Origin of the sequence: Pseudomonas sp. Sample_21 (genome assembly GCF_004307525.1) — a bacterium.
GTDB lineage: Bacteria > Pseudomonadota > Gammaproteobacteria > Pseudomonadales > Pseudomonadaceae > Aquipseudomonas > Aquipseudomonas atacamensis.
Window position 1 is genome coordinate 50,987 of the sequence record NZ_RCNZ01000089.1, and the last position, 22,668, is coordinate 73,654.

Annotated in this window: 19 protein-coding genes; 8 read left to right on the forward strand and 11 right to left on the reverse strand. The window is 61.2% G+C overall.

From position 1 onward, the window contains the following. Window positions 1-10: 10 nt before the first annotated feature. From D8U71_RS16950 to D8U71_RS16960, 3 genes are all read right to left on the reverse strand, one after another. Window positions 11-1,261, reverse strand: a complete 1,251-nt coding sequence (locus D8U71_RS16950; RefSeq protein ID WP_016772829.1) for a sarcosine oxidase subunit beta — start codon at window positions 1,259-1,261, stop codon at window positions 11-13. Window positions 1,262-1,282: 21 nt separating this feature from the next. Continuing rightward, window positions 1,283-2,536 (reverse strand): serine hydroxymethyltransferase, encoded by a 1,254-nt coding sequence (gene glyA / locus D8U71_RS16955; protein WP_024014589.1) that lies wholly within the window; start codon window positions 2,534-2,536, stop codon window positions 1,283-1,285. A 257-nt stretch (window positions 2,537-2,793) separates the two neighbouring features. Beyond that, complete coding sequence (locus D8U71_RS16960) at window positions 2,794-3,504, reverse strand: TraX family protein (protein ID WP_130888275.1); 711 nt, start codon at window positions 3,502-3,504, stop codon at window positions 2,794-2,796. Between the two features lie 126 nt (window positions 3,505-3,630). Between D8U71_RS16960 and D8U71_RS16965 the strand changes: the two genes are divergently transcribed. Then, window positions 3,631-4,671: a low specificity L-threonine aldolase gene (locus D8U71_RS16965; RefSeq protein WP_016772826.1), complete on the forward strand. Its 1,041-nt coding sequence runs from the start codon at window positions 3,631-3,633 to the stop codon at window positions 4,669-4,671. Between the two features lie 468 nt (window positions 4,672-5,139). Then, window positions 5,140-5,673 carry a transposase gene (locus D8U71_RS16970; RefSeq protein WP_130888276.1) on the forward strand — a complete coding sequence of 178 codons (534 nt, stop codon included), beginning with the start codon at window positions 5,140-5,142 and terminating at the stop codon, window positions 5,671-5,673. A gap of 63 nt (window positions 5,674-5,736) precedes the next feature. Here the strand turns inward: D8U71_RS16970 and gbcB are convergent, their stop codons facing one another. Then, on the reverse strand, window positions 5,737-6,837 hold the full coding sequence (gbcB, locus tag D8U71_RS16975) for a glycine-betaine demethylase subunit GbcB (RefSeq protein WP_016772824.1): 1,101 nt from the start codon (window positions 6,835-6,837) through the stop codon (window positions 5,737-5,739). A 296-nt stretch (window positions 6,838-7,133) separates the two neighbouring features. Here gbcB and gbcA point away from each other — a divergent pair, with 296 nt between their 5' ends. Continuing rightward, window positions 7,134-8,429 carry a glycine-betaine demethylase subunit GbcA gene (gbcA, locus tag D8U71_RS16985; protein WP_016772823.1) on the forward strand — a complete coding sequence of 432 codons (1,296 nt, stop codon included), beginning with the start codon at window positions 7,134-7,136 and terminating at the stop codon, window positions 8,427-8,429. A gap of 928 nt (window positions 8,430-9,357) precedes the next feature. Here the strand turns inward: gbcA and D8U71_RS16990 are convergent. The 6 genes from D8U71_RS16990 to D8U71_RS17015 all read right to left on the reverse strand — a co-directional run bounded on the left by D8U71_RS16990 (window position 9,358) and on the right by D8U71_RS17015 (window position 17,157). Beyond that, window positions 9,358-10,128 (reverse strand): electron transfer flavoprotein subunit beta, encoded by a 771-nt coding sequence (locus D8U71_RS16990; protein WP_024014592.1) that lies wholly within the window; start codon window positions 10,126-10,128, stop codon window positions 9,358-9,360. Between the two features lie 9 nt (window positions 10,129-10,137). Further along, the gene (locus tag D8U71_RS16995) at window positions 10,138-11,358 is read right to left on the reverse strand and encodes an electron transfer flavoprotein subunit alpha/FixB family protein (protein WP_130888277.1); all 1,221 of its coding nucleotides are present in this window, start codon (window positions 11,356-11,358) and stop codon (window positions 10,138-10,140) included. Next, window positions 11,358-13,307 (reverse strand): dimethylglycine demethylation protein DgcB, encoded by a 1,950-nt coding sequence (gene dgcB / locus D8U71_RS17000; RefSeq protein WP_130888278.1) that lies wholly within the window; start codon window positions 13,305-13,307, stop codon window positions 11,358-11,360. The genes D8U71_RS16995 and dgcB overlap by 1 nt, the downstream gene beginning before the upstream one ends. 160 nt (window positions 13,308-13,467) lie before the next feature. Beyond that, on the reverse strand, window positions 13,468-15,528 hold the full coding sequence (gene dgcA / locus D8U71_RS17005) for a dimethylglycine demethylation protein DgcA (protein ID WP_122699693.1): 2,061 nt from the start codon (window positions 15,526-15,528) through the stop codon (window positions 13,468-13,470). A gap of 15 nt (window positions 15,529-15,543) precedes the next feature. Next, window positions 15,544-16,074: a 4-vinyl reductase gene (locus D8U71_RS17010; RefSeq protein WP_039757633.1), complete on the reverse strand. Its 531-nt coding sequence runs from the start codon at window positions 16,072-16,074 to the stop codon at window positions 15,544-15,546. Window positions 16,075-16,179: 105 nt separating this feature from the next. Beyond that, window positions 16,180-17,157, reverse strand: a complete 978-nt coding sequence (locus D8U71_RS17015) for a dipeptidase (protein WP_024014597.1) — start codon at window positions 17,155-17,157, stop codon at window positions 16,180-16,182. 231 nt (window positions 17,158-17,388) lie between these two features. Here D8U71_RS17015 and D8U71_RS17020 point away from each other — a divergent pair, with 231 nt between their 5' ends. Both D8U71_RS17020 and D8U71_RS17025 read left to right on the forward strand, forming a co-directional pair. Continuing rightward, window positions 17,389-17,790: a lysozyme inhibitor LprI family protein gene (locus tag D8U71_RS17020; RefSeq protein ID WP_125925563.1), complete on the forward strand. Its 402-nt coding sequence runs from the start codon at window positions 17,389-17,391 to the stop codon at window positions 17,788-17,790. Between the two features lie 47 nt (window positions 17,791-17,837). After that, the gene (locus tag D8U71_RS17025; RefSeq protein WP_016772815.1) at window positions 17,838-18,254 is read left to right on the forward strand and encodes a DUF3010 family protein; all 417 of its coding nucleotides are present in this window, start codon (window positions 17,838-17,840) and stop codon (window positions 18,252-18,254) included. 143 nt (window positions 18,255-18,397) lie between these two features. Here the strand turns inward: D8U71_RS17025 and D8U71_RS17030 are convergent, their stop codons facing one another. After that, window positions 18,398-19,342, reverse strand: a complete 945-nt coding sequence (locus D8U71_RS17030; RefSeq protein WP_123443797.1) for a GlxA family transcriptional regulator — start codon at window positions 19,340-19,342, stop codon at window positions 18,398-18,400. A 191-nt stretch (window positions 19,343-19,533) separates the two neighbouring features. On the opposite strand from D8U71_RS17030, the gene D8U71_RS17035 reads away from it, so the two are divergent. The 3 genes from D8U71_RS17035 to D8U71_RS17045 all read left to right on the forward strand — a co-directional run bounded on the left by D8U71_RS17035 (window position 19,534) and on the right by D8U71_RS17045 (window position 22,650). After that, window positions 19,534-20,478 (forward strand): choline ABC transporter substrate-binding protein, encoded by a 945-nt coding sequence (locus D8U71_RS17035; protein WP_016772813.1) that lies wholly within the window; start codon window positions 19,534-19,536, stop codon window positions 20,476-20,478. 105 nt (window positions 20,479-20,583) lie between these two features. After that, the gene (locus D8U71_RS17040) at window positions 20,584-21,471 is read left to right on the forward strand and encodes a 3-keto-5-aminohexanoate cleavage protein (RefSeq protein ID WP_024014602.1); all 888 of its coding nucleotides are present in this window, start codon (window positions 20,584-20,586) and stop codon (window positions 21,469-21,471) included. A gap of 213 nt (window positions 21,472-21,684) precedes the next feature. Beyond that, window positions 21,685-22,650, forward strand: coding sequence for an L-carnitine dehydrogenase (locus D8U71_RS17045; RefSeq protein WP_016772811.1), 966 nt, complete (start codon window positions 21,685-21,687; stop codon window positions 22,648-22,650). Window positions 22,651-22,668: the final 18 nt, after the last annotated feature.

Consider the following 22,668-nt stretch of genomic DNA (forward strand, 5'->3'; position numbering starts at 1 on the left):
ATTTCTCCTGTTAGTGGGCAACCGCAGCAGCGCCGTGTTCATCGATCAACGCACCGTTGTGGAAACGGTCGATGGAGAAAGGTGCAGCCAATGGGTGCATTTCACCCTTGGCCAGACTCGCGGCAAACACGTTGCCCGAGCCGGGTGTGGCCTTGAAGCCACCGGTGCCCCAACCGCAGTTGAAGAACATGTTCGGTACTGGCGTCTTGGAAATGATCGGGCAGGCATCCGGAGTGGTGTCGACGATGCCGCCCCACTGGCGGTTCATACGTACGCGGGACAACACCGGGAACATCTCGACGATGGCCTGGATGGTGTGTTCGATCACCGGGTACGAACCACGCTGGCCGTAGCCGTTGTAGCCGTCGATACCGGCGCCGATCACCAGGTCGCCCTTGTCGGACTGGCTGATGTAACCGTGTACGGCGTTGGACATGATCACGCTGTCGATAATCGGTTTGATCGGCTCGGACACCAGCGCTTGCAGCGGGTGGGATTCGATCGGCAGGCGGAAACCGGCAAGCTTGGCCATGTGCCCGGAGTTACCGGCAGTGACCACGCCGACGCGCTTGGCGCCGATGAAACCCTTGTTGGTTTCAACGCCGATGCACACGCCATTTTCCTTGCGGAAACCGATCACTTCGGTCTGCTGGATCAGGTCCACACCCAAGGCATCGGCGGCACGGGCGAAGCCCCACGCCACGGCATCGTGACGGGCGACGCCGCCGCGACGCTGCACGGTGGCGCCCATGATCGGGTAGCGGGTGTTTTTCGAGCAGTCCAGGTACGGAATCTCGTCCGCCACCTGCTTGGCGTCGAGCAGTTCGCCGTCGACGCCGTTGAGGCGGTTGGCGCTGACCCGACGCTCGGAATCACGGATGTCCTGCAGGGTGTGGCACAGGTTGTAGACGCCACGCTGGGAGAACATCACGTTGTAGTTGAGATCCTGCGACAGGCCTTCCCACAATTTCATCGCGTGTTCGTAGAGGTGCGCCGACTCGTCCCACAGGTAGTTGGAGCGCACGATGGTGGTGTTGCGCGCGGTGTTACCGCCGCCCAGCCAGCCTTTCTCGACCACGGCGACATTGGTGATGCCGTGCTCCTTGGCCAGATAGTAGGCCGTCGCCAGGCCGTGCCCGCCGCCGCCGACGATGACCACGTCGTAGACTTTTTTCGGGGTGGGCGTGCGCCACATGCGCTGCCAGTTTTCGTGGTGGCTGAGCGAGTGTTTGAACAGGCCGAAGCCGGAATAGCGTTGCATAGTCATTACTCCAAAACCGACTCAGCGATAAACCGGGAAGTCTGCGCACAGGGCCGAGACCTGCTGGGCGACATTGGCCTCGACATCGGCGTCGCCGAGGTTGTCGAGGATGTCGCAGATCCACCCGGCGAGGGTTTCGCACTGGCTGACCTTGAAGCCGCGCGTGGTCACCGCCGGGGTGCCGATGCGCAGGCCCGAGGTCACGAACGGCGACTGCGGGTCGTTCGGCACGGCGTTCTTGTTCACCGTGATGTGCGCGCGGCCCAGCGCGGCATCGGCGTCCTTGCCGGTCAGGCCCTGACGGATCAGGCTGACCAGGAACAGATGGTTGTCGGTGCCGCCGGAGACCACATCGTAGCCACGCTTGATGAACACGCTGGCCATCGCCTGGGCGTTGTCGATCACTTGTTGCTGATAGGCCTTGAAGCCAGGCTCCAGCGCTTCCTTGAAGCACACCGCCTTGCCGGCGATGACGTGCATCAGCGGACCGCCCTGGGCGCCGGGGAAAACGGCCGCGTTGAGCTTTTTCTCGATCTCTTCGTTGGACTTGGCCAGGATCAGCCCGCCACGCGGACCGCGCAGGGTTTTGTGCGTGGTGGTGGTGACCACATCGGCGTACGGCAGCGGATTCGGGTACAGGCCCGCAGCGACCAGACCGGCGACGTGAGCCATGTCGACGAACAGCAGCGCGCCGACCTTGTCGGCGATCTGACGGAAGCGCGGGAAGTCCAGAGTTTTCGAGTAAGCAGAGAAACCGGCAACGATCATTTTCGGTTTGCACTCGACGGCCAGACGCTCGACTTCGTCGTAGTCGATCAGCCCGGTGTCGGTGTTGATGCCGTACTGCACAGCGTTGTAGAGCTTGCCCGAGGACGACACTTTCGCGCCGTGGGTCAGGTGACCGCCGTGGGCCAGGCTCATGCCGAGGATGGTGTCACCCGGCTGGATCAGCGCCAGGTACACGGCGCTGTTGGCCGAGGAGCCGGAGTGCGGCTGGACGTTGGCATAGTCGGCACCGAACAGTTGCTTGGCGCGTTCGATAGCCAGCGCTTCGACTTTATCCACATGCTCGCAGCCGCCGTAGTAGCGCTTGCCCGGATAGCCTTCGGCGTATTTGTTGGTCAGGCCGCTGCCTTGCGCCTGCATGACGCGCTTGCTGGTGTAGTTCTCCGACGCGATCAGCTCGATGTGATCTTCCTGACGTTGCTCCTCGGCATTCATCGCCGCCAGCAGTGCATCGTCGTAACCCTGGATCTGGTCTTGCTTGCTGAACATCGCGTCTCTCCCAGCGGCATCTGTGCGCCATTCGTCTCGGTAAGGCACTGGCAATGATGGCAGTGCCCTTTGATGCGATGGTATGACCGGCACAGACAGCTCAAATGCCTGCGGACGCCACGCAAAGGTGCGTTTACGACATGGCTGGAAATGACCCGAAGAATGCACTCCCCCTGTAGGAGCTGCCGAAGGCTGCGATCTTTTGACTTTGACTTTGAAGATCAAAGGATCGCAGCCTTCGGCAGCTCCCACAGGGGTCAGGCGATGATTTGGCGGATGGCAAGCAGCAGGAGGAAATGCGCGGGATACAGCGCATACGCCCACCGCCGCATCGGTGGTGGCTGCAGATGTCGCCCATGTCGCAACAAGAACATTCCCAGCATCGGCGCAAACAGACATGTCGCCAGGCCGAGAATCGCCACGCTGTTGCCGAAACGCGCCGATTCGAGCAGCACCTGCCATTGGTTCGCCGCCAGACACACCAGCCCCGGCAACGGGCTGAAATACCAGGGTCGGCGGAAAACCAGCAACATCGCCAACGGCAACAATACGCCGAAGAAACCAAACATCAGTCGTTCTGAAAAAACCGCCGCAACCACCAGCGCGGCCAGTGCGAGCAATCGCGCCACCAATGCTGAATCCTGCCAGCCACGCGCCACCAGCAAGCCCAGCGCCAGCGTCGGCATCACGTTGAACGTGTCAGGGTCGGGGATATAAAAGCGATAAGGGACTTCGCTGATTGCACTGAACAGCAACAGCCAGCCCAGATAGCGCCATTCCATCTTGCGCGAATCGTCTCGCGCCAGATTCGCCGCCATCGCCAGGCAAAACCATGGAAACGCCAATCGCCCGGGCACATACAACCAATCGGCGGAGAAGCCGACATATCGCAGGTGATCGAGCAACATGCTCAGCAGCGCCAGCCACTTGAGCAGATCCAGGGCACCGTCGCGTTGGCTCAGGTGCATAATCGGCCCATAAACTGGTAATTTTCCCCACCAGACATCGCATGTGCTCCCCGGAAGATCTTCGGTAAAGTGCGCATCCTCATTGACCACGAGCCTTCACAAGAGTCTCGATTACGGAAGCCGGCCATGACCGACAAGAGCCAACAATTCGCCAGCGACAACTATTCCGGTATCTGCCCGGAAGCCTGGGCTGCCATGGAACAGGCCAACCACGGCCACCAGCGCGCTTACGGCGACGATGAATGGACCGCCCGCGCGGCCGATCATTTCCGCAAACTGTTCGAAACCGACTGCGAAGTGTTCTTCGCCTTCAACGGCACCGCCGCCAACTCGCTGGCCCTGTCGTCGCTGTGCCAGAGTTACCACAGCGTGATCTGCTCGGAAACCGCCCACGTCGAAACCGACGAATGCGGCGCCCCGGAATTCTTTTCCAACGGCTCGAAGCTGCTGATCGCTGGCACTGAAAACGGCAAGATCACCCCGCAATCGATCCGCGAAGTCGCGCTCAAGCGTCAGGACATCCACTACCCGAAACCGCGCGTGGTGACCCTGACTCAAGCCACTGAAGTCGGCAGCGTCTACACCCCGGAAGAAGTCCGCGCCATCAGCGCAACCTGCAAGGAGCTGGGCCTGCATCTGCACATGGACGGCGCGCGGTTCTCCAACGCCTGCGCATTCCTCGGCTGCTCGCCCGCCGACCTGACCTGGAAGGCCGGCGTTGATGTACTGTGCTTCGGCGGCACCAAGAACGGCATGGCGGTGGGTGAAGCGATCCTGTTCTTCAACCACAAACTGGCCGAAGACTTCGACTACCGCTGCAAGCAGGCCGGGCAACTGGCGTCGAAGATGCGCTTTTTGTCGGCACCGTGGGTCGGCATTCTGGAAAACGACGCCTGGCTCAAATACGCCCGCCACGCCAATCACTGCGCGCAACTGCTGGCAGAACTGGTCAGCGACATCCCCGGCGTCGAACTGATGTTCCCGGTGCAGGCCAACGGCGTGTTCCTGCAACTGTCCGAGCCGGCCATCGCTGCGTTGACTGCAAAGAACTGGCGTTTCTATACCTTCATCGGCAAGGGCGGCGCACGTTTCATGTGCTCCTGGGACACCGAAGAAGAACGCGTGCGCGAACTGGCGCGCGATATTCGCGAGGTCATGTCGGCCTGATCCCGCCCATGATCATTCCCACGCGCAGCAAAGGAATGTCTCCCGGGACGCTCCGCGTTCCAGCCTCACCATTATCGACAAGGTCAAGACCGCTATGACGCAGAGCGTCAGTGGCTGCATTCCCACGCAGAGCGTGGGAACGATCTTTATCTCCACATCTGCCCCACCCTGATCGTTCCCACGCTCCGCGTGGGAATGTCTCCCGGGACGCTCCGCGTTCCAGCTTCACCCTTGGCGACAGGCTGAAAACCGCTATGACGCAGAGCGTCAGTGGCTGCATTCCCACGCGGAGCGTGGGAACGATCTTAGGTCGGGAATGACTTTTCCCACTGTAGTTGCAGACGTCTCTTCTAGCACGTTCCCTACTCCGGCCTCACCCTGATCGTTCCCACGCTCTGCGTGGTAATGCATCTCGGGACGCTCCGCGTTCCATCTCATTCGCACCGCAAGATTCAAGGATCGAATCCCATGGGCCGCAACCGCTATACGATTACCGAAAGCGACAAACCGCATTTCCTGTCCTGCACCGTAATGGAGTGGTTGCCGTTATTCATTCGCCCGTACATCGTTGAGCACCTGCTCAACTGCTGGCGATATCAACAGGCTCATCATGACTTGAAGCTATACGGCTACGTGATTCTGGAAAACCACCTGCACTTCGTCGCCCAAGCACCCGATCTGAGCAAATGCCTCAGCCAGTTCAAGTCCTTCACCGCGCGACAAATCATCAATGACTTGCAAACAAAAGGCGCCGACAAAGCCTTGCAGCGCCTGCGCTTCAGCAAACGCGCGCATAAGCAGGACCGGGTGTATCAACTGTGGCAAGAAGGCACGCACGCGGAAATGGTCTACAGCGAATCGGTGATGCGCCAGAAACTTGAATACATCCACAACAACCCGGTGAAACGCGGATATGTGGATTTACCGGAGCATTGGCGTTATTCGAGTGCCAGGGACTACGCGGGAATCGAGGGTATGATCGAGGTTCAGCGCTGGTATTGAAAGGGGACGCGGAGCGTCCCGGGCGGCATTCCCACGCGGAGCGTGGGAACGATCATAAAAGCCTCAGAACTCAATCCGCACATCCCCCTTCGGCACGCTGCAGCACGACAGGATAAATCCTTCCGCCTCATCGTCCTCGGTAATCCCGCCGTTGTGCTCCATCTCCACTTCGCCGCCCAGTTTCATCACCTTGCACGTTCCGCAGATACCCATGCCGCAGGCTTTCGGGATCATCAGACCGAGCTTGGCGGCGGCTGCGTGGACGGTTTCGCCCGGGCCGACGCGGATGCTCTTGCCGGACGCGGTGAATTCAACCTGATGCAGATCCGCGGCGTCGATTTCCGGCGCATCGGCGGCTTGTTCGGCCTGTTCCACCGCGTCGGCGCGGGCCTCGGGTGGCGTGGCGCCGAAGGATTCTTCGTGATAGCGCGACATGTCGTAGCCGGCCGCTTCCAGCAGGCGTTTGACCGCGGTCATGTACGGCGTCGGGCCGCAGCAGAACACTTCGCGTTCGAGGAAGTCCGGGACCATCAGTTCGAGCATCTTGTGGTTCAGGTAACCGCGATAACCGGCCCATGGCTCACCGAGGCCGTGTTTTTCGCAGATCAGGTGCAGGCTGAAGTTGTCGATCCGCGACGCCATGTGCTCGAGTTCGCGGTGGTAAATGATGTCTTTCGGCGAGCGCGCGCTGTGCACGAACGTCATGTCAACGTTGGCGTTGGTGTCGTAGAACCAGCGCGCCATCGACATGCACGGGGTGATGCCGACGCCGCCGCTCAAATACAGAACCTTCGGGCTCGGGAAGTCGATCGCGTTGAACAGCCCGACCGGGCCGTGCACCGCCAGCTCCTGACCTTCATGCAAAGTGTCGTGCAACCAGTTGGAGACCTTGCCGCCCGGCACGCGTTTGATCGTCACCGAAAAGCTGTACGGCACCGACGGCGAGCTGGAAATCGTGTACGAGCGCATGATCGGCTGGCCTTCGATTTCCAGCTCCAGCGTGACGAACTGCCCCGGCTTGAAGAAGAACAGGATCGGCTGGTCGGCCATAAAGCAGAAGGTGCGCACATCCCAGGTTTCCTGGATGACTTTGACGCAACGGACAATGTGTCGGCCATTGGCCCAGGTCTGGGTGGTGACCGGATTCAGGAAGCTGTTGGACATGCTGTTCTCCACGGCCGACTGTCGGCCTCTTGTCGGCGATTCTGCGTATAGCGCAGACCGTGCGTTTACCTATCCGCGACATTGACATACTTATCGCGACCAGCCCTTGAACACCGGGGCTTGCGCGTCGGGAACAGATTGCGCCATGTCGCGCATGGATAAGGTTCCCCCCAGCGCCGGCCCCACACTCGCCCCAACACAAGACGACTTCTTTACACCTTGCGTAGCAACCGTTTTGCAGCACACCTGATCAGCCACTTTCGCCGGCCACGCAGAGGGCCATGAGGATTACATCGATGGACGTCACCGCAAAAATCAGCCTGGGCGATCCGCTGGAACCCGCACGCAAGGCCACCGCACAAATGCTCCAGGAGCGCGAGCGCACTTTTTCGCTGCCACAGCCGTTCTACAGCGACGAGCGCCTGTTCGATATCGATATGCAGGAGATCTTCCAAAAGGAATGGTTGATCGCCGGCATGACCTGCGAGATCCCGGCCAAGGGCAACTACCTGACCCTGCAGGTCGGCAAGAACCCGATCATCGTCATTCGCGGCGCCGAGGGCGTGGTGCACGCGTTCCACAACGTCTGCCGCCACCGTGGCTCGCGCCTGTGCACCAGTGAAAAAGGCAAAGTTGCCAAACTGGTCTGCCATTACCACCAGTGGACTTACGAACTGGACGGTCGCCTGTTGTTCGCCGGCACCGAGATGGGCGCCGACTTCGACATGAAGCAGTACGGCCTCAAACCGGTGAACGTGAAAACCGCTGGCGGTTACATCTTCATCAGCCTGGCAGAGAACCCGCCGGCCATCGATGACTTCCTGTCGACGCTCAACCATTACATGGAACCGTACGACATGGAGAACACCAAGGTGGCGATTACCACCACCTTGATGGAAAAGGCCAACTGGAAACTGGTGCTGGAAAACAACCGTGAGTGCTACCACTGCAACGCGTCGCACCCGGAACTGTTGAAAACCCTGCTGGAGTGGGACGACGTCACCGACCCGCGCGCCGATCAGGCGTTCAAGGATCACGTCGCCGCCTCCGCCGCGGCCTGGGAAGCGGAAAAGATCCCTTACGCTCACGCCAGTTTCGGCTTGCGCAACCGCATCGTGCGCATGCCGCTGCTCAAGGGCACCGTGTCGATGACCCTCGACGGCAAACAGGGCTGCGCGAAACTGATGGGCCGGATCAAGAACCCGGACCTGGGCTCGATGCGCATCCTGCACCTGCCGCACTCGTGGAACCACTGCATGGGCGACCACATCATCGTCTTCACCGTGTGGCCGATCAGCGCTCAGGAAACCATGGTCACTACCAAGTGGCTCGTGCACAAGGATGCGGTGGAAGGTGTCGATTACGACGTCGAGCGCATGCGCCAGGTGTGGGACGCGACCAACGATCAGGACCGGCGTCTGGCGGAGGAAAACCAGCGCGGGATCAACTCCACCGCTTACCAACCGGGGCCTTATTCGAAGACCTATGAATTCGGCGTGGTCAACTTCGTCGATTGGTACAGCGAGCGGATGTTGAACAACCTCGGGGCAGAGCCTGCGCCTTACCTCAAAGGTGTACCGGTTCAGGGCTGATCAGGAGCATAAGATCGCAGCCTGCGGCGGCTCCTACAGGTGGAATGCATCCCCTGTGGGAGCGAGCCTGCTCGCGAAGGCGTCCTGACCCACGCTACATCTTTCAGTTGATCAATTTCCGACCAATCACCTCCGCCCCCATACCCACCAAGCCCTCCAGCCTTCCGCAAACAAGTTATCCACATACCCGCCCACAGCAAATGGGGGTAACTGTGGATGAGTCAAAAAATATCTTGCTGATTTGCAAAGAAAAATCGTGACTTATCCATAAGCATGGTTTCTGAAAACGATTGGTTGTTTTTTGATCGAATCGCTGTAGACCTAGTATTTAAAGGCCTCTAGCAGATAGCAAACACGTTATCCACAGAAGCGCCAACAGAGATCGGGGGTAACTTTGGCTGGCCTGTGGAAAAAACCGTGCGGACGGGGAAAAGTGCTCTTGCGGGACGCTTTCTTTGCTTGGATAGCTCATTTGATCAGGAAATGATCAACCTTCCGTAAGCCTTGTTCCATATGGCCTACAGCTGATAGCGAACATCTTATCCACAGAAGCGCCAACAGAGATTGGGGGCAAGTTCTCGATTTATACCGAGGGAAAAGCCTCACAAATCCGTGAGTTACGCTGATCGTTTTTTGATCTTATGGCTGGAAGGCTTGAATGGCGTGGGGTGCGCGGAAGGGCGAACACGTTATCCACAGCTTCGCCAACAGGGAATGTGGGTAAGCCGCTTCCCCTCACCCCAACCCTCTCCCAGAGGGAGAGGGGGCCGACCGCGTCGACTGGTGAGGTTACATCGACCTGAAACATTGTATTGATCTCAGGCTTGGCCAGACCAAGGCCACCGCCATGTCGCAGGTCGGTGTACTTGGCCAATTCGCCGCGGTAGGTCCCCTCTCCCTCTGGGAGAGGGCTAGGGTGAGGGGCTTTTCAGCGGACAACGCCTTCTTCAATCAGCAACTTCAGAATCGCTTCAGCCCCAGCCTGCGCGGTAACGCCCTTAAGCACCTGCCCCCCGCCGCCACTGGCCTTGGCCGTCGCTGCTTTCATCCGGTCGGCGCCGCTCTTGGCCTTGATCACCTTCAAGCGCTTGGGCCGTGGCTTGGCCGGTTGCAGCGTGGCGACGGCCAACAATTGGTCCTCCACCACTTCAACGTCATCGGCGGCCAATTCGCCCCGTCGTGCCGGGCCGTACGCGCTCTGCCGAGGCTTTGGCGCGGCGTTATCCACAGTGGCCAGAAACGGCAGTTTGACCTTCAAGCGGCGTCGCTGCCCGCGCGGCAACGCTTGCAGGACCAGCGCCGACCCGTCATTGATCGATTCGACCTGCGCCAGGCCCACCACCAGCGGCCAGCCCAGACCTTCGGCCAGCAGGAACGGCAACATCCCCGAACCTTCCCCGGTTTCTGCCTGACTGCCGGTCAGCACCACTTGCGCCCCGGCATCGCGCAGGTATGCGGTCAGCGCCGGCAAGGCATCGGCGCCGGCGGGTTGTTCCAGCACATGCAGCTGTTCCAGGCCCATGCCCAGATAGGCACGCAGTGCCGGTTCGGCAACATCACCGGCGTGCAGCACTTGCAGGTTATCCCCAGCCAGTTGCAGGCCCAGTTCCACCGCGCGCGCATCCTGATCGGCGCGCCGTGGCCGACCCGAGGTCGGGTGAGCGCCGATTGAAACCAGACTGATAACGTTCGTGTTCATAGGGTTTCCTTACGCCGCATCGCGCTTGGCTTCGTTGCGGTAAGCCGCGACCGCTTCGATCAACGCTTGCAGAATCTCTGCGCTTTCGCCGATCACCGAAAGGTCGGCACGCTTGATCATGTCGCAACCCGGATCGTGGTTGATCGCCACCACCTTGTCGCAGGCGCCAATGCCTTGCAGGTGCTGGATCGCGCCGGAGATACCCACAGCCACATAGACCCGCGCAGTGACCCAGGTGCCGGACGCGCCGACCTGGCGATCCCGGGCCATGAAGCCATCGTCCACCGCAACCCGCGAAGCGCCTTCGGTGGCGCCGAGGGCTGCGGCGGTTTCGTGGAACAACTGCCAGTCCTTGACGCCGTTACCGCCGGAGAAGATGAACTCGGCTTCGGCCATCGGAATCGCCGCCGGATCTACCGCCACTGCGCCGAGATCTTCGATGCGCGACAAGCTGCGCGCAACGCTTGTGGATAACTCCACTGGCAACGCTTCGTGACGAGTTTCGCTGACCGGTTCTGCGCATTCGGCAGCGGCGAGAATCAACCGCGCCACTGGACGCGCCAGGTCTTGCAATCCGGCCCCGGCGCGGCCGATGCACTCCTGATCCTTGACCTGCCAGACCCGCGTGGCCGGGCGCTCACCCAACGCTGCAGCAAAGCGCCGGCCGAGTTCGCCGCCACCGCTGCGGCTGTCCGGCAGCAACCAGTGACGCGGGTTGAATTGGTTATCCACAGCGCGCAAGCCCTGCACCCGTTGTTCCGGTGCATAACCGCTGAATTCCTCGCCTGCCAGCACCAGCAGGCGATCGACGCCAGCAGTTTCGAAAGCGCTTTCCTTGTGCTCGCCGAACACCACAGCAAGCACCGCACCATCGCTGCCGGCCAGTTGGTGAGCGAGGCCGAGCAGATCGCGGTCGTGGCTGCTCAGGCGACCACCGACCATATCCGGCACCACACTGATGTAGAACGCCGGGGCCGGTACCTGATGCAGCGGCAACTGCACTTCAACAGCAGCCGAGCGTTTGACCGCCCCACCCTGCTGCGCACCGCTGCGGTCAATGCGTTTGATGCCGTTGGGGCCGATAAAACCCATGCCGTGCAGATTCTTGCGGATGACGCCATTGGGCCCCATCCAGCTGTGCTGCGCCGGTTGCATCGCCGCGTGCAGTGGGTGCAAACGGTTACGGGCAATCCATTCGGCGCGCGGGTCGCGGCGGATAATGTCGCTCATCAGTGCACCTCCGCAGGTTCACGTTTGGCCGGCGTGGCAGGCTTGCTTGGCGCGGCGTCCTCGAGCAACGCGTCGGCGACCAGTTCGGCGATGTCCTTGATCAGCGGACGCGGTTCGACCACGCCTTCGAGCATCGCCGTGCACTGTGGACAACCCACCGCCACCAGTTCGGCGCCGGTTTCGCGGATGTCTTCCATGCGCATGTCGGGGATGCGCTGCTTGCCCGGAATGTCAGTGATCGGCGCGCCGCCGCCACCGCCGCAGCAGCGCGAGCGGAAGCCGGAACGTTGCATCTCTTTGACTTCGATGCCGAGGGCACGCAGCACTTCGCGCGGCGCTTCGTACTCGCCGTTGTAGCGGCCCAGGTAGCACGGATCGTGATAGGTCACGCTGTTGCCTTTGTGCTGGCCGAGGTTGAGCGCGCCGGCCTGAATGATCTCGGCCATGTAGCTGCTGTGGTGCTGCACCAGGTAGTTGCCATCGAAGGCGCCGTACTCGTTTTTCAGCACATGGAAACTGTGCGGATCGCAGGTGACGATGCGGTTGAAGCTGTATTTGGCCAACGTCTGGATGTTGCGCTTGGCCAGCAACTGGAACGTAGCCTCGTCGCCGAGACGCCGCGCCACATCACCACTGTCGCGCTCTTCGAGGCCGAGCACGGCGAAGTCGATGTTTGCCGCTTTCAGCACTTTGACGAACGCGCGCAGGGTGCGCTGGTTGCGCATGTCGAAGGCGCCGTCGCCGACCCAGAACAGCACGTCGGTGGATTTCTTCTCACTGAGCAGATTGAGGTTCAGATCCGCCGCCCAGTTCATCCGCCCGCCCGGGGCGAAACCGCCGGGGTTATCGGTGGCGATCAGGTTTTCGAGGACTTCGGCACCCTTGTTCGGCGTCGCACCTTTTTCCAGGGTCAGATGCCGGCGCATGTCGACGATCGCATCGACGTGCTCGATCATCATCGGGCACTCCTCGACGCAGGCACGGCAGGTGGTGCAAGACCACAGGGTTTCGGCGTCGACCAGACCGTTGACGATCGGTTGATGCGGACTGCCGCCATGCTCGCCGATCGGTTTGCCTGGATACGGGCTGCCGGCGAACTTCGCGTCGGTGCCGCCGGCGAGGCCAACGACCATGTCCTGAATCAGTTTTTTCGGGTTCAGCGGCTGGCCGGCGGCGAAGGCCGGGCAAGCCGCTTCGCACTTGCCGCACTGCACGCAGGCGTCGAAACCGAGCAACTGGTTCCAGGTGAAATCCTTGGGTTTTTCCACGCCCAGCGGCGCATCGGGATTGTTCAGGTCCAGCGGTTTCAAACCGGTCGAGCGCCCGCCGCCGAAGCGTTCCGGGCGACGGTGCCAGGCCAGGTGCAGCGCACCGGCAAAGGCGTGCTTCATCGGCCCGCCCCAGGTCATGCCGAAGAACAGCTCCGCCACGCCCCACAGCACGCCAACACCGAGGATGGCGGCGAGCAGCCAGCCGCCGAAGTTTTCCGGCAGGATCCCGGCGACCGGAAGGGTCACCAGGAAAAACGACGCGGAGAAGGCCAGCAGGCTTTTCGGCAGGCGCATCCACGGGCCTTTCGACAGACGTGCAGGCGGATTGACACGGCGCAGATACATGAAGATCGCGCCGACAAACATCACCGCCGACATCAGCAGCAAGGCGTAGCCGAGGATGCGGTTATGCAGGCCGAAACCGTGCACCAGAATGGCCAGCACAATCGACGCCACCGCACCGCCCGCCGTGGCGACGTGGGTGTTGGCAATGTATTTGTCCCGCGCGACGACGTGGTGCAGGTCGACCATGTAGCGCTTGGGCATGGCCAGCAGACCGCCGAGCAGATCGACCTTCGCCGCCCGCCCCCGGCGCCACATGTTCATCCGCCGCAACGCGCCGAGGACCGCAAGGCCCAGCGCTGCGAACAACAGGATTGGAAGAAGGGTGTTCAACATGGTGAAGCTCCCACCAGACAGCCTGGAGAAACACGGCGTTCGATGATCGTTCCCACGCTCTGCGTGGGAATGAATCCCGTGACGCTCTGCGTCACAAAGGACGCGGAGCGTCCCTGGTTGCATTCCCACGCGGAGCGTGGGAACGATCAGTTAACGTGTCTTAGAAATCCTTGCAGAGTCGCAGGGCGTCATAGATCGCGGCGTGGGTATTACGCTGCGCCACACAGTCGCCGATGCGGAACAGCAAGTAGCCGTCGCCCGCCTCGCTCAGCGAAGGTTGCGGCTGGATCGCGAACAGCGCTTCGACGTCGATCTGGCCCTTGTTGCGCGAGCCGTCCTTGAGGGCGTAGTAGATTTCCTCGTCCGGGCGCACGCCGTTTTCGACGACCACCTGATCGACCACCCGTTCCTCTTTCGCGCCGGTGTATTCGTTCTCCAGCACCGCGATCAGCTTGTCGCCTTCGCGGTAGACCTTCTCCAGCATCATGTCGCCGGTCATGATCACTTCTTTCGGATACATGCTGCGGTAGTAGGTCGGGAACGATGTGCCGCCGATGGCCACGCCAGGTTTGATGTCGTCGGTGACGATCTCGACCTGGCTGCCCTTGTCGGCGAGGAAGTCGGCGACCGACATGCCGGTGAACTCGCAAATGGTGTCGTAGACCAGCACGTTCTTGCCCGGCGCAACCTTGCCGTCGAGCACGTCCCAGCTGCTGACCACCAGCCCTTCGGCCGCGCCCCAGTGTTCGTTCTGCTCAAGGTACGGATGACCGCCAACCGCCAGCACCACCACGTCCGGACGCAGGTCCATGATGGTGTCGGCATCCGCCGCCGTGCCCAGGCGCAGATCGACTTTCAGCCGCGCCAGTTCCAGCTGGAACCAGCGGGTGATGCCGGCGATCTGGTCACGCTGCGGTGCTTTCGATGCGGTGGTGATCTGCCCGCCGATGAATTCTTTCTTCTCGAACAGCGTGACGTCGTGGCCACGCTCGGCAGCCACGCGCGCGGCTTCCATCCCGGCCGGGCCGGCACCGACGATCACCACCTTGCGTTTCGGCCCGGTGGATTTCTCGATGATGTGCGGCACGCCCATGTATTCACGGGAGGTCGCGGCGTTCTGGATGCACAGCACGTCCAGACCCTGATACTGACGGTCGATGCAATAGTTGGCGCCGACGCACTGCTTGATCTGGTCGATCTGGCCCATCTTGATCTTGGCGATCAGGTGCGGGTCAGCGATGTGCGCGCGGGTCATGCCGACCATGTCGACGTAACCGCCCTCAAGGATGCGCGTGGCCTGGTTCGGGTCCTTGATGTTCTGCGCGTGCAACACCGGCACCTTGACCACTTCCTTGATCCCGGCAGCCAGGTGCAGGAACGGCTCCGGTGGATAACTCATGTTCGGAATAACGTTGGCCAGGGTGTTGTGGGTATCGCAACCCGAGCCGACCACGCCGATGAAATCGAGCATGCCGGTGTCGTCGTAATACTTGGCGATCTGCTTCATGTCCTCGTGGGACAAGCCGTCCGGGTGGAACTCGTCACCGCACAGGCGCATGCCCACGCAGAAGTCGTCACCGACCTCGGCGCGCACGGCTTTCAGCACTTCCAGGCCGAACTTCATCCGCCCTTCGAAGGTGCCGCCCCATTCATCGGTACGCTTGTTGACGCGCGGGCTCCAGAACTGGTCGATCATGTGCTGGTGCACTGCCGACAGTTCGACGCCATCGAGGCCACCGGCCTTGGCCCGGCGCGCGGCCTGGGCGTAGTTGCCGATCACTCGCCAGATCTCTTCCGGCTCGATGGTTTTGCAAGTGGCGCGGTGCACCGGTTCACGGATGCCCGAGGGCGACATCAAGGTCGGCCAGTTGAAACCGTCCCAGCGCGAGCGCCGGCCCATGTGGGTAATCTGGATCATGATCTTGGCGCCATGCTTGTGCATGGCGTCGGCCAGATTCTGGAAGTGCGGAATGATCCGGTCGGTGGACAGATTGACCGAACTCCACCATTCCTGTGGGCTGTCGATCGCCACCACGGACGAACCGCCGCAGATGGCCAGGCCGATACCGCCCTTGGCTTTCTCTTCGTAGTATTTGACGTAGCGGTCGGTGGTCATGCCACCGTCAGTCGCGTAGACCTCGGCGTGCGCGGTGCTGAGCACGCGGTTGCGGATGGTCAGTTTGCCGATCTGGATCGGCTGGAACATTGCTTCGAAAGCCATGGCACGGTCCTCGGCTTACAACGGCTTGACGATGAACAAGCCGTCATCGTGGCCCTCTTCGGAGCCTCCGTAGACTTGTTCGGCGACAGTACGGATCTTGCTGCCACGGGCTTCGAGAATCTGGTCCATGGCGCCGGCGAACCAGCCGGTGAACATGTAATCGACCTTGCGCCCGACCTTGCCGTAGACATAGACGAATGCCGAGTGCTCGAGCTTGACGCTGGCGGTGCCTTTGTCGAGGTCGATGTCCTGGATCTTGAACAGACCCCAGCCGCGCTGCGACAGGCGCTTCATGTAGTGTTCGAACACCGCGACGCCCTCCAGGCCGTGGCATTCGGCTTCCTTTTCACACCAGTGCCAGGCGGATTTGTAGCCGGCCTTGTAGAGGATCTCGGCATAGGCTTCAGCGCCGAGCACTTCCTCGATGCCCATGTGGTTGTTGACGAAAAAGTGACGCGGCACATACAGCATTGGCAGGGCGTCGGAGGTCCAGACACCGGTCTCGCTGTCGACTTCGATAGGCAATTGCGGGGCGATCTTGGCCATGGAAACTTAACTCCAGAAAAATGATGGTTCAGTGTTGGCCGCGGCCCTCACCCCAACCCTCTCCCGCAGGAGAGGGGGCAGATCGGCGGCGGTCTTGAGAAAGCGTTATTCGCCCCAGACGTTCTTAAGAACGCTTACCCAGTTCTCGCCCATGATCTTGCGCACCACGCGCTCGGAATGGCCGCGCTTGAGCAGGGTTTCGGTGAGGTTGGGGAATTCGCCGACGGTGCGGATGCCCAGGGGGTTGATGATCTTGCCGAAGCTGGTCAGGCGGCGGGCGTAACCCTTGTCGTGGGTCAGGTATTCGAAGAAGTCCTGGCCGTGACCCTGAGTGAAATCGGTGCCGATACCGATGGCGTCTTCGCCAACGATGTTCATGGTGTATTCGATCGCTTCGGCGTAATCGTCGATGGTCGAATCGATGCCCTTGGCGAGGAACGGCGCGAACATGGTCACGCCGACAAACCCGCCGTGGTCGGCAATGAACTTCAGCTCGGCATCGGACTTGTTGCGCGGGTGCTCTTTGAGACCCGACGGCAGGCAGTGCGAGTAGCAGACCGGTTTTTTCGATTCGAGAATGACTTCTTCAGATGTCTTGGAACCGACGTGGGACAGGTCGCACATGACGCCGACGCGGTTCATCTCGGCAACGATCTCGCGACCGAAACCTGACAGGCCGCCATCACGCTCGTAGCACCCGGTGCCGACCAGATTCTGGGTGTTGTAGCACATCTGCACGATGCCAACGCCGAGCTGCTTGAACACCTCGACATAGCCGATCTGGTCTTCGAAAGCGTGGGCATTCTGGAAGCCGAAGAGGATACCGGTCTTGCCCTGCTCCTTGGCCCGACGGATGTCGGCGGTGGTGCGCACCGGCATCACCAGATCGCTGTTCTCACGGATCAGTTTCTGGCTGGCAGCAATGTTGTTCACGGTCGCCTGAAAGCCTTCCCACACCGACACAGTGCAGTTCGCCGCCGTCAGACCGCCCTTGCGCATGTCTTCGAACAGCTCGCGGTTCCATTTGGCAATGATCAGACCGTCGATAACGATGCTGTCGGCGTGTAATTCGGCTGGGCTCATCAGGCGTCCCCTTATTGGCGATTCATGCGCCGAATCGTCTGCCGGCGCTTTGGGGCCAGCATATGCCTCGGTGCCGGGGCGCCCGGGTGCAAAAACGACAGGGGAATTGCCGAAAGCGTCAATCCGCGACAAAGGGTCGTCAGCCGCCCTCCTCGGCTGGCTGTTCAAGCCCGCGCGCTTGCGCCAGAATCTGCCGCAGCCTGCACCTACCAACGGATTAGAGCGACCCCAATGAAATCGATCTTCCTCGCCCTGGCACTGATTGCGACCGGCGCCCACGCCGCCGAAGAATCCGAGAACAACCCGTGCGACGCGGTGGAAAACGACATCCAGACCCTGGAATGCTCCGCCTACAGCCGCAGCACCGCCGAAGACCTGCTCAAAGACAACTACGCCAGCCTCAGCGAACGCATGCAGACCGCCTACGGCAAGAACCCGACGCAACTGGCCGACATCACCGCCAAACTGAAAACCGCCCAGCAACAATGGTTGAAGACGCGGGATGCGGATTGCGCGGTGGAAGCGTTCCCGGCAACGGCGGGGAGCAAGGCGTTCACCATTGCGCAGAATGATTGTGTCGCGCGGATGAGTGATGAACGGTCGGAGTTTTTGGAGTCGATCGGGCAGGAGTGAGTGTTTGAGCTGTAAGCTGAACCTCTTAAGCCAGTCTAAGGATTCCCATGAACATCTGCGGCATTGAAATCAAAGGCAGCGAAGCGATCATCGCCGTGGCGGCGCTCGACGGTTCGACGTTGAGCCACGTCCCTCTCGCCACGAAGAAGATTGCTCTGGATGACGATGACGAGGCGGCGAACGTGCGGCGGTTTGCGGCGCAGGTGGCGTCGTTTGTGCGGGAAAACTCGGTGGACCGAATCGCGATCAAAAAGCGCAGCAAAAAGGGCGAGTTTGCCGGTGGGCCGACGACGTTCAAGATCGAGGGCGTGTTTCAGTTGCTTGATGGTTGTGAGGTGACACTGCTGTCGCCACAGACGATCAACGCGCAGGCCAAGAAGCACAATTTCGAACTGCCCGGGACGTTGAACAAATATCAGCATGAGGCTTACAAGGCGGCGTGTTCGGCGTTGGTGAAGAAATAACCCGATTCCCGAAATCACCTTCGAACCTGTGAGAGCGGGCTTGCCCGCGATGGCGGTGTGTCCGGCAATAACAATGTTGGATGTGCTGGCCTCATCGCGGGCAAGCCCGCTCCCACAGGGTTCTAGGGTGTTGCTGAAACCATTCACGCCTGCGCGGTACGCCGGTCTTCGCGGGGGCAGCGGGCGAAACGCGCGCGATAACTGCGGGTGAAATACGACGGTGATTCAAACCCGCAGGCAATGCTGACTTCGAGCACGCTCATGTCGGTCTGGCGCAACAGTTGCCGGGCCTTTTCCAGCCTCAACCGCAGATAGAAGTTGCTCGGCGTATCGTTCAGGTGCAGCCGGAATAACCTCTCCAGTTGCCGCCGGGTCACCTTGATCGACTCCGCCAGTTGCAGCGTGGTCAGCGGCGGTTCGCTGTGCTGTTCCATCTCGCCGATCACCTGCACCAGTTTCTTGTTGTTGATCCCGTAACGCGTGGCGACTTCCATGCGCTGGTGATCCTTGCGCGGGCGGATGCGCCCGAGCACAAACTGCTCGCTGACCTGAATCGCCAGTTGCGCGCCGTGGGCCTGGGCGATCAGGTCGAGCATCAGATCAATCGAGGCCGTACCTCCCGCCGAGGTGATCCGCCGCCGGTCGATCTCAAACAGTTCCTGGGTCACGCTGAGCTGTGGATAAGACTCCTTGAACGCATCGATCGCCTCCCAGTGCAGGGTCAGGCGATGGCCATCGAGCAGGCCCGCTTCGGCGAGGACGAAGCTGCCGGTGTCGATGGCGCCGAGGGTTACGCCGTCCTTGTCCAGCCTGCGCAACCAGTGCTCCAGCGTCGGCGTGATGAACTTCAGCGGTTCGAAGCCGGCCACCACCAGCAAGGTCGCGCCTTTCTTCAGCGGCTCCAGTGCCGCATCGGCGTTGACCGACATGCCGTTGCTCGCCAGTACCGCGCCGCCATCGGCGCTGAGCACATGCCAGCGGTACAACTCGCCGCGAAAGCGGTTGGCCACGCGCAACGGTTCGATCGCGGAAATAAAGCCGATGGCGGAGAACCCCGGCATCAGCAAAAAGTAGAAATCCTGGGGCATGGGCGCACTCGGTTGGCGGGTCGCGTGGCTCGTTGATACGCCGATTATCGGCGGCGTTCAAGCGTGCAGGTCGCTACAGTGCAAATGCCAGTCGCCGCAGTGCGCTTTCACGGGTGCATAGCTGCGTAACTTGGCCTCACCGGCGCGCAGATGCCGGGAACCACAATAATCGAACTGCCGAGGAACCCGACATGAAACGACTGATCAGCAGCTGCGTTCTTGCACTCAGCGGTACCGCTTTCTTCAGCACCGGCGTGATGGCGGCCGAACCGGCCTCCTGCAAGAACGTACGCATGGGCGTGGTCAACTGGACTGACGTGATCGCCACCAGTGCCATGACCCAGGTCCTGCTCGACGGCCTCGGCTACAGCACCAAACAGACCAGCGCCTCGCAGCAGATCATCTTTGCCGGGATTCGCGATCAGCGCCTGGACTTGTTCCTCGGCTACTGGAACCCGCTGATGACCCAGACCATCACGCCATTCGTCGAGGCCAATCAGGTCAAAGTGCTCGAAGCACCGAGCCTGAAAGACGCCCGCGCCACCCTCGCCGTGCCGACCTATCTGGCTGACAAGGGCCTGAAAACCTTCGCTGACATCGCCAAATTCGAGAAGGAATTGGGGGGCAAGATCTACGGCATCGAGCCAGGCTCAGGTGCCAACACGCAGATCAAAGCGATGATCGCCAAGAACCAGTTTGGTCTGGGCAAATTCCAGCTGGTCGAATCGAGCGAGGCCGGCATGCTCGCCGCCGTCGATCGCGCCGTGCGCCGCAAGGAAGCCGTAGTGTTCTTCGGCTGGGCGCCGCACCCGATGAACGTCAATATCCAGATGACCTATCTGACTGGTAGCGAAGACGCCCTCGGCCCGAACGAAGGCATGGCCACGGTGTGGACGGTCACGTCACCGAAGTACGCCGAGCAATGTCCGAACATCGGCCGCCTGCTGACCAACCTGACGTTCACCGCTGAATCCGAGAGCCGGATGATGCAGCCGCTGCTCGATCACAAGGATGCCTTCGAGTCGGCGAAGCAGTGGCTCAAGGATCACCCCGAAGACAAACAGCGCTGGCTTGAAGGTGTGACGACTTTCGATGGCAAACCGGCTGCTGAAAACCTCCAGCTGACCAGCAAATAACCCTTTTTTGAACCCCCTCTCCCAGATGGGAGAGGCCACTGAACCACGCTTCGCATCCCCGCCACGGGCTGCGGACAGACCCATCACGCCTGAAGGAAACGCACCATGAACCACGACGTCATCATCACCTGCGCACTCACCGGTGCTGGCGACACGACCGCCAAGAGCCCACACGTGCCGGTCACCCCGAAACAGATTGCCGCTGCTGCGGTGGAAGCGGCCAAGGCCGGCGCCACCGTCGTGCACTGCCATGTGCGCGACCCGCAGACCGGCAAGTTCAGCCGTGACGTGGCGCTGTACCGCGAAGTGATGGAGCGCATCCGCGAGGCGGACGTCGACATCATCGTCAACCTCACCGCCGGGATGGGCGGCGACCTGGAAATCGGCCCTGGCGAGAAGCCGATGGAGTTCGGCCCGAACACCGATCTGGTCGGTCCGCTGACCCGTCTCGCCCACGTTGAAGAACTGCTGCCGGAAATCTGCACCCTCGATTGCGGCACGCTGAACTTCGGCGACGGCGACACCATTTACGTCTCTACCCCGGCGCAACTGCGCGCCGGCGCCAAGCGCATCACCGAACTGGGGGTGAAGGCCGAGCTGGAGATTTTCGATACCGGGCATCTGTGGTTCGCCAAGCAGATGATCAAGGAAGGCTTGCTCGACAACCCGCTGTTTCAACTGTGCCTGGGCATCCCGTGGGGCGCGCCGGCCGACACCACCACGATGAAAGCCATGGTCGACAACCTGCCCGCCGACGCGGTGTGGGCCGGCTTCGGCATCGGCCGCATGCAGATGCCGATGGCGGCGCAAGCGGTGCTGCTGGGCGGCAACGTGCGGGTCGGGCTGGAGGACAACCTGTGGCTGGACAAAGGCGTGCTGGCGACCAATGGCCAATTGGTTGAACGCGCCACGGAAATCCTCAGCCGCCTCGGTGCCCGCGTGCTGACGCCGGCCGAAGGTCGCAAAAAAATGGGCCTGACCCAGCGCGGCTGAACCTCACCTTATTTCCCTGTGAACATAAATTTTGTGGTGAGGGGATTTATCCCCGATGGGTGGCGAAGCCGCCCCAAAACCTGACAACCCGGGGCATCAGATAGACCGAGAGCACAGGTTTTACGACTGCTTCGCAGCCGATCGGGGATAAATCCCCTCGCCACGAGAACAGAGTTTCCACAGGGATCACCGAACTCTCTCCAGGAAATCGTCATGCGCTTTATCACCGAAATCAAAACCTTCGCCGCTCTCGGCAGTGGTGTCATCGGCAGTGGCTGGGTCGCCCGCGCCCTCGCCCACGGACTTGATGTAGTGGCCTGGGACCCGGCGCCCGGCGCCGAGGCGGCATTGCGCCAACGCGTGGCCAATGCCTGGGGCGCGCTGGAAAAAAACGGCCTGGCGCCGGGTGCTTCGCAGGATCGTCTGCGCTTTGTCGCAACCATCGAGGAATGTGTGCGTGACGCCGATTTCATCCAGGAAAGCGCCCCGGAACGGCTGGAACTGAAGCTCGACCTGCACAGCAAGATCAGCGCCGCCGCCAAGCCCGATGCGCTGATCGGCTCCAGCACTTCAGGCCTTTTGCCCAGCGAGTTCTATGAGAGTTCGACGCACCCTGAACGCTGCGTGGTCGGGCATCCGTTCAACCCGGTTTATCTGTTGCCGCTGGTGGAAGTGGTCGGCGGCAGAAACACCGCGCCGGAGGCGGTGCAAGCGGCGATGCAAGTCTACCAATCCCTCGGCATGCGCCCGCTGCATGTGCGCAAGGAAGTGCCGGGTTTCATCGCCGACCGATTGCTCGAAGCGCTGTGGCGCGAAGCGCTGCACCTGGTCAACGACGGTGTCGCGACGACTGGCGAAATCGACGATGCGATTCGCTTTGGCGCCGGTCTGCGCTGGTCGTTCATGGGCACTTTCCTGACTTACACCCTGGCCGGCGGCGATGCCGGCATGCGCCACTTCATGTCGCAATTCGGCCCGGCGTTGCAGTTGCCGTGGACGTATCTGCCGGCACCGGAGCTGACCGACAAGTTGATCGATGATGTGGTCGATGGCACCACCGATCAGCTCGGTCGGCACAGCATTTCGGCGCTGGAGCGCTATCGTGATGACTGTTTGCTGGCGGTGCTCGAGGCGGTGAAAACCACCAAGGAAAAGCATGGAATGAGTTTCAGCGAGTAATGCGTATGACATGGCACC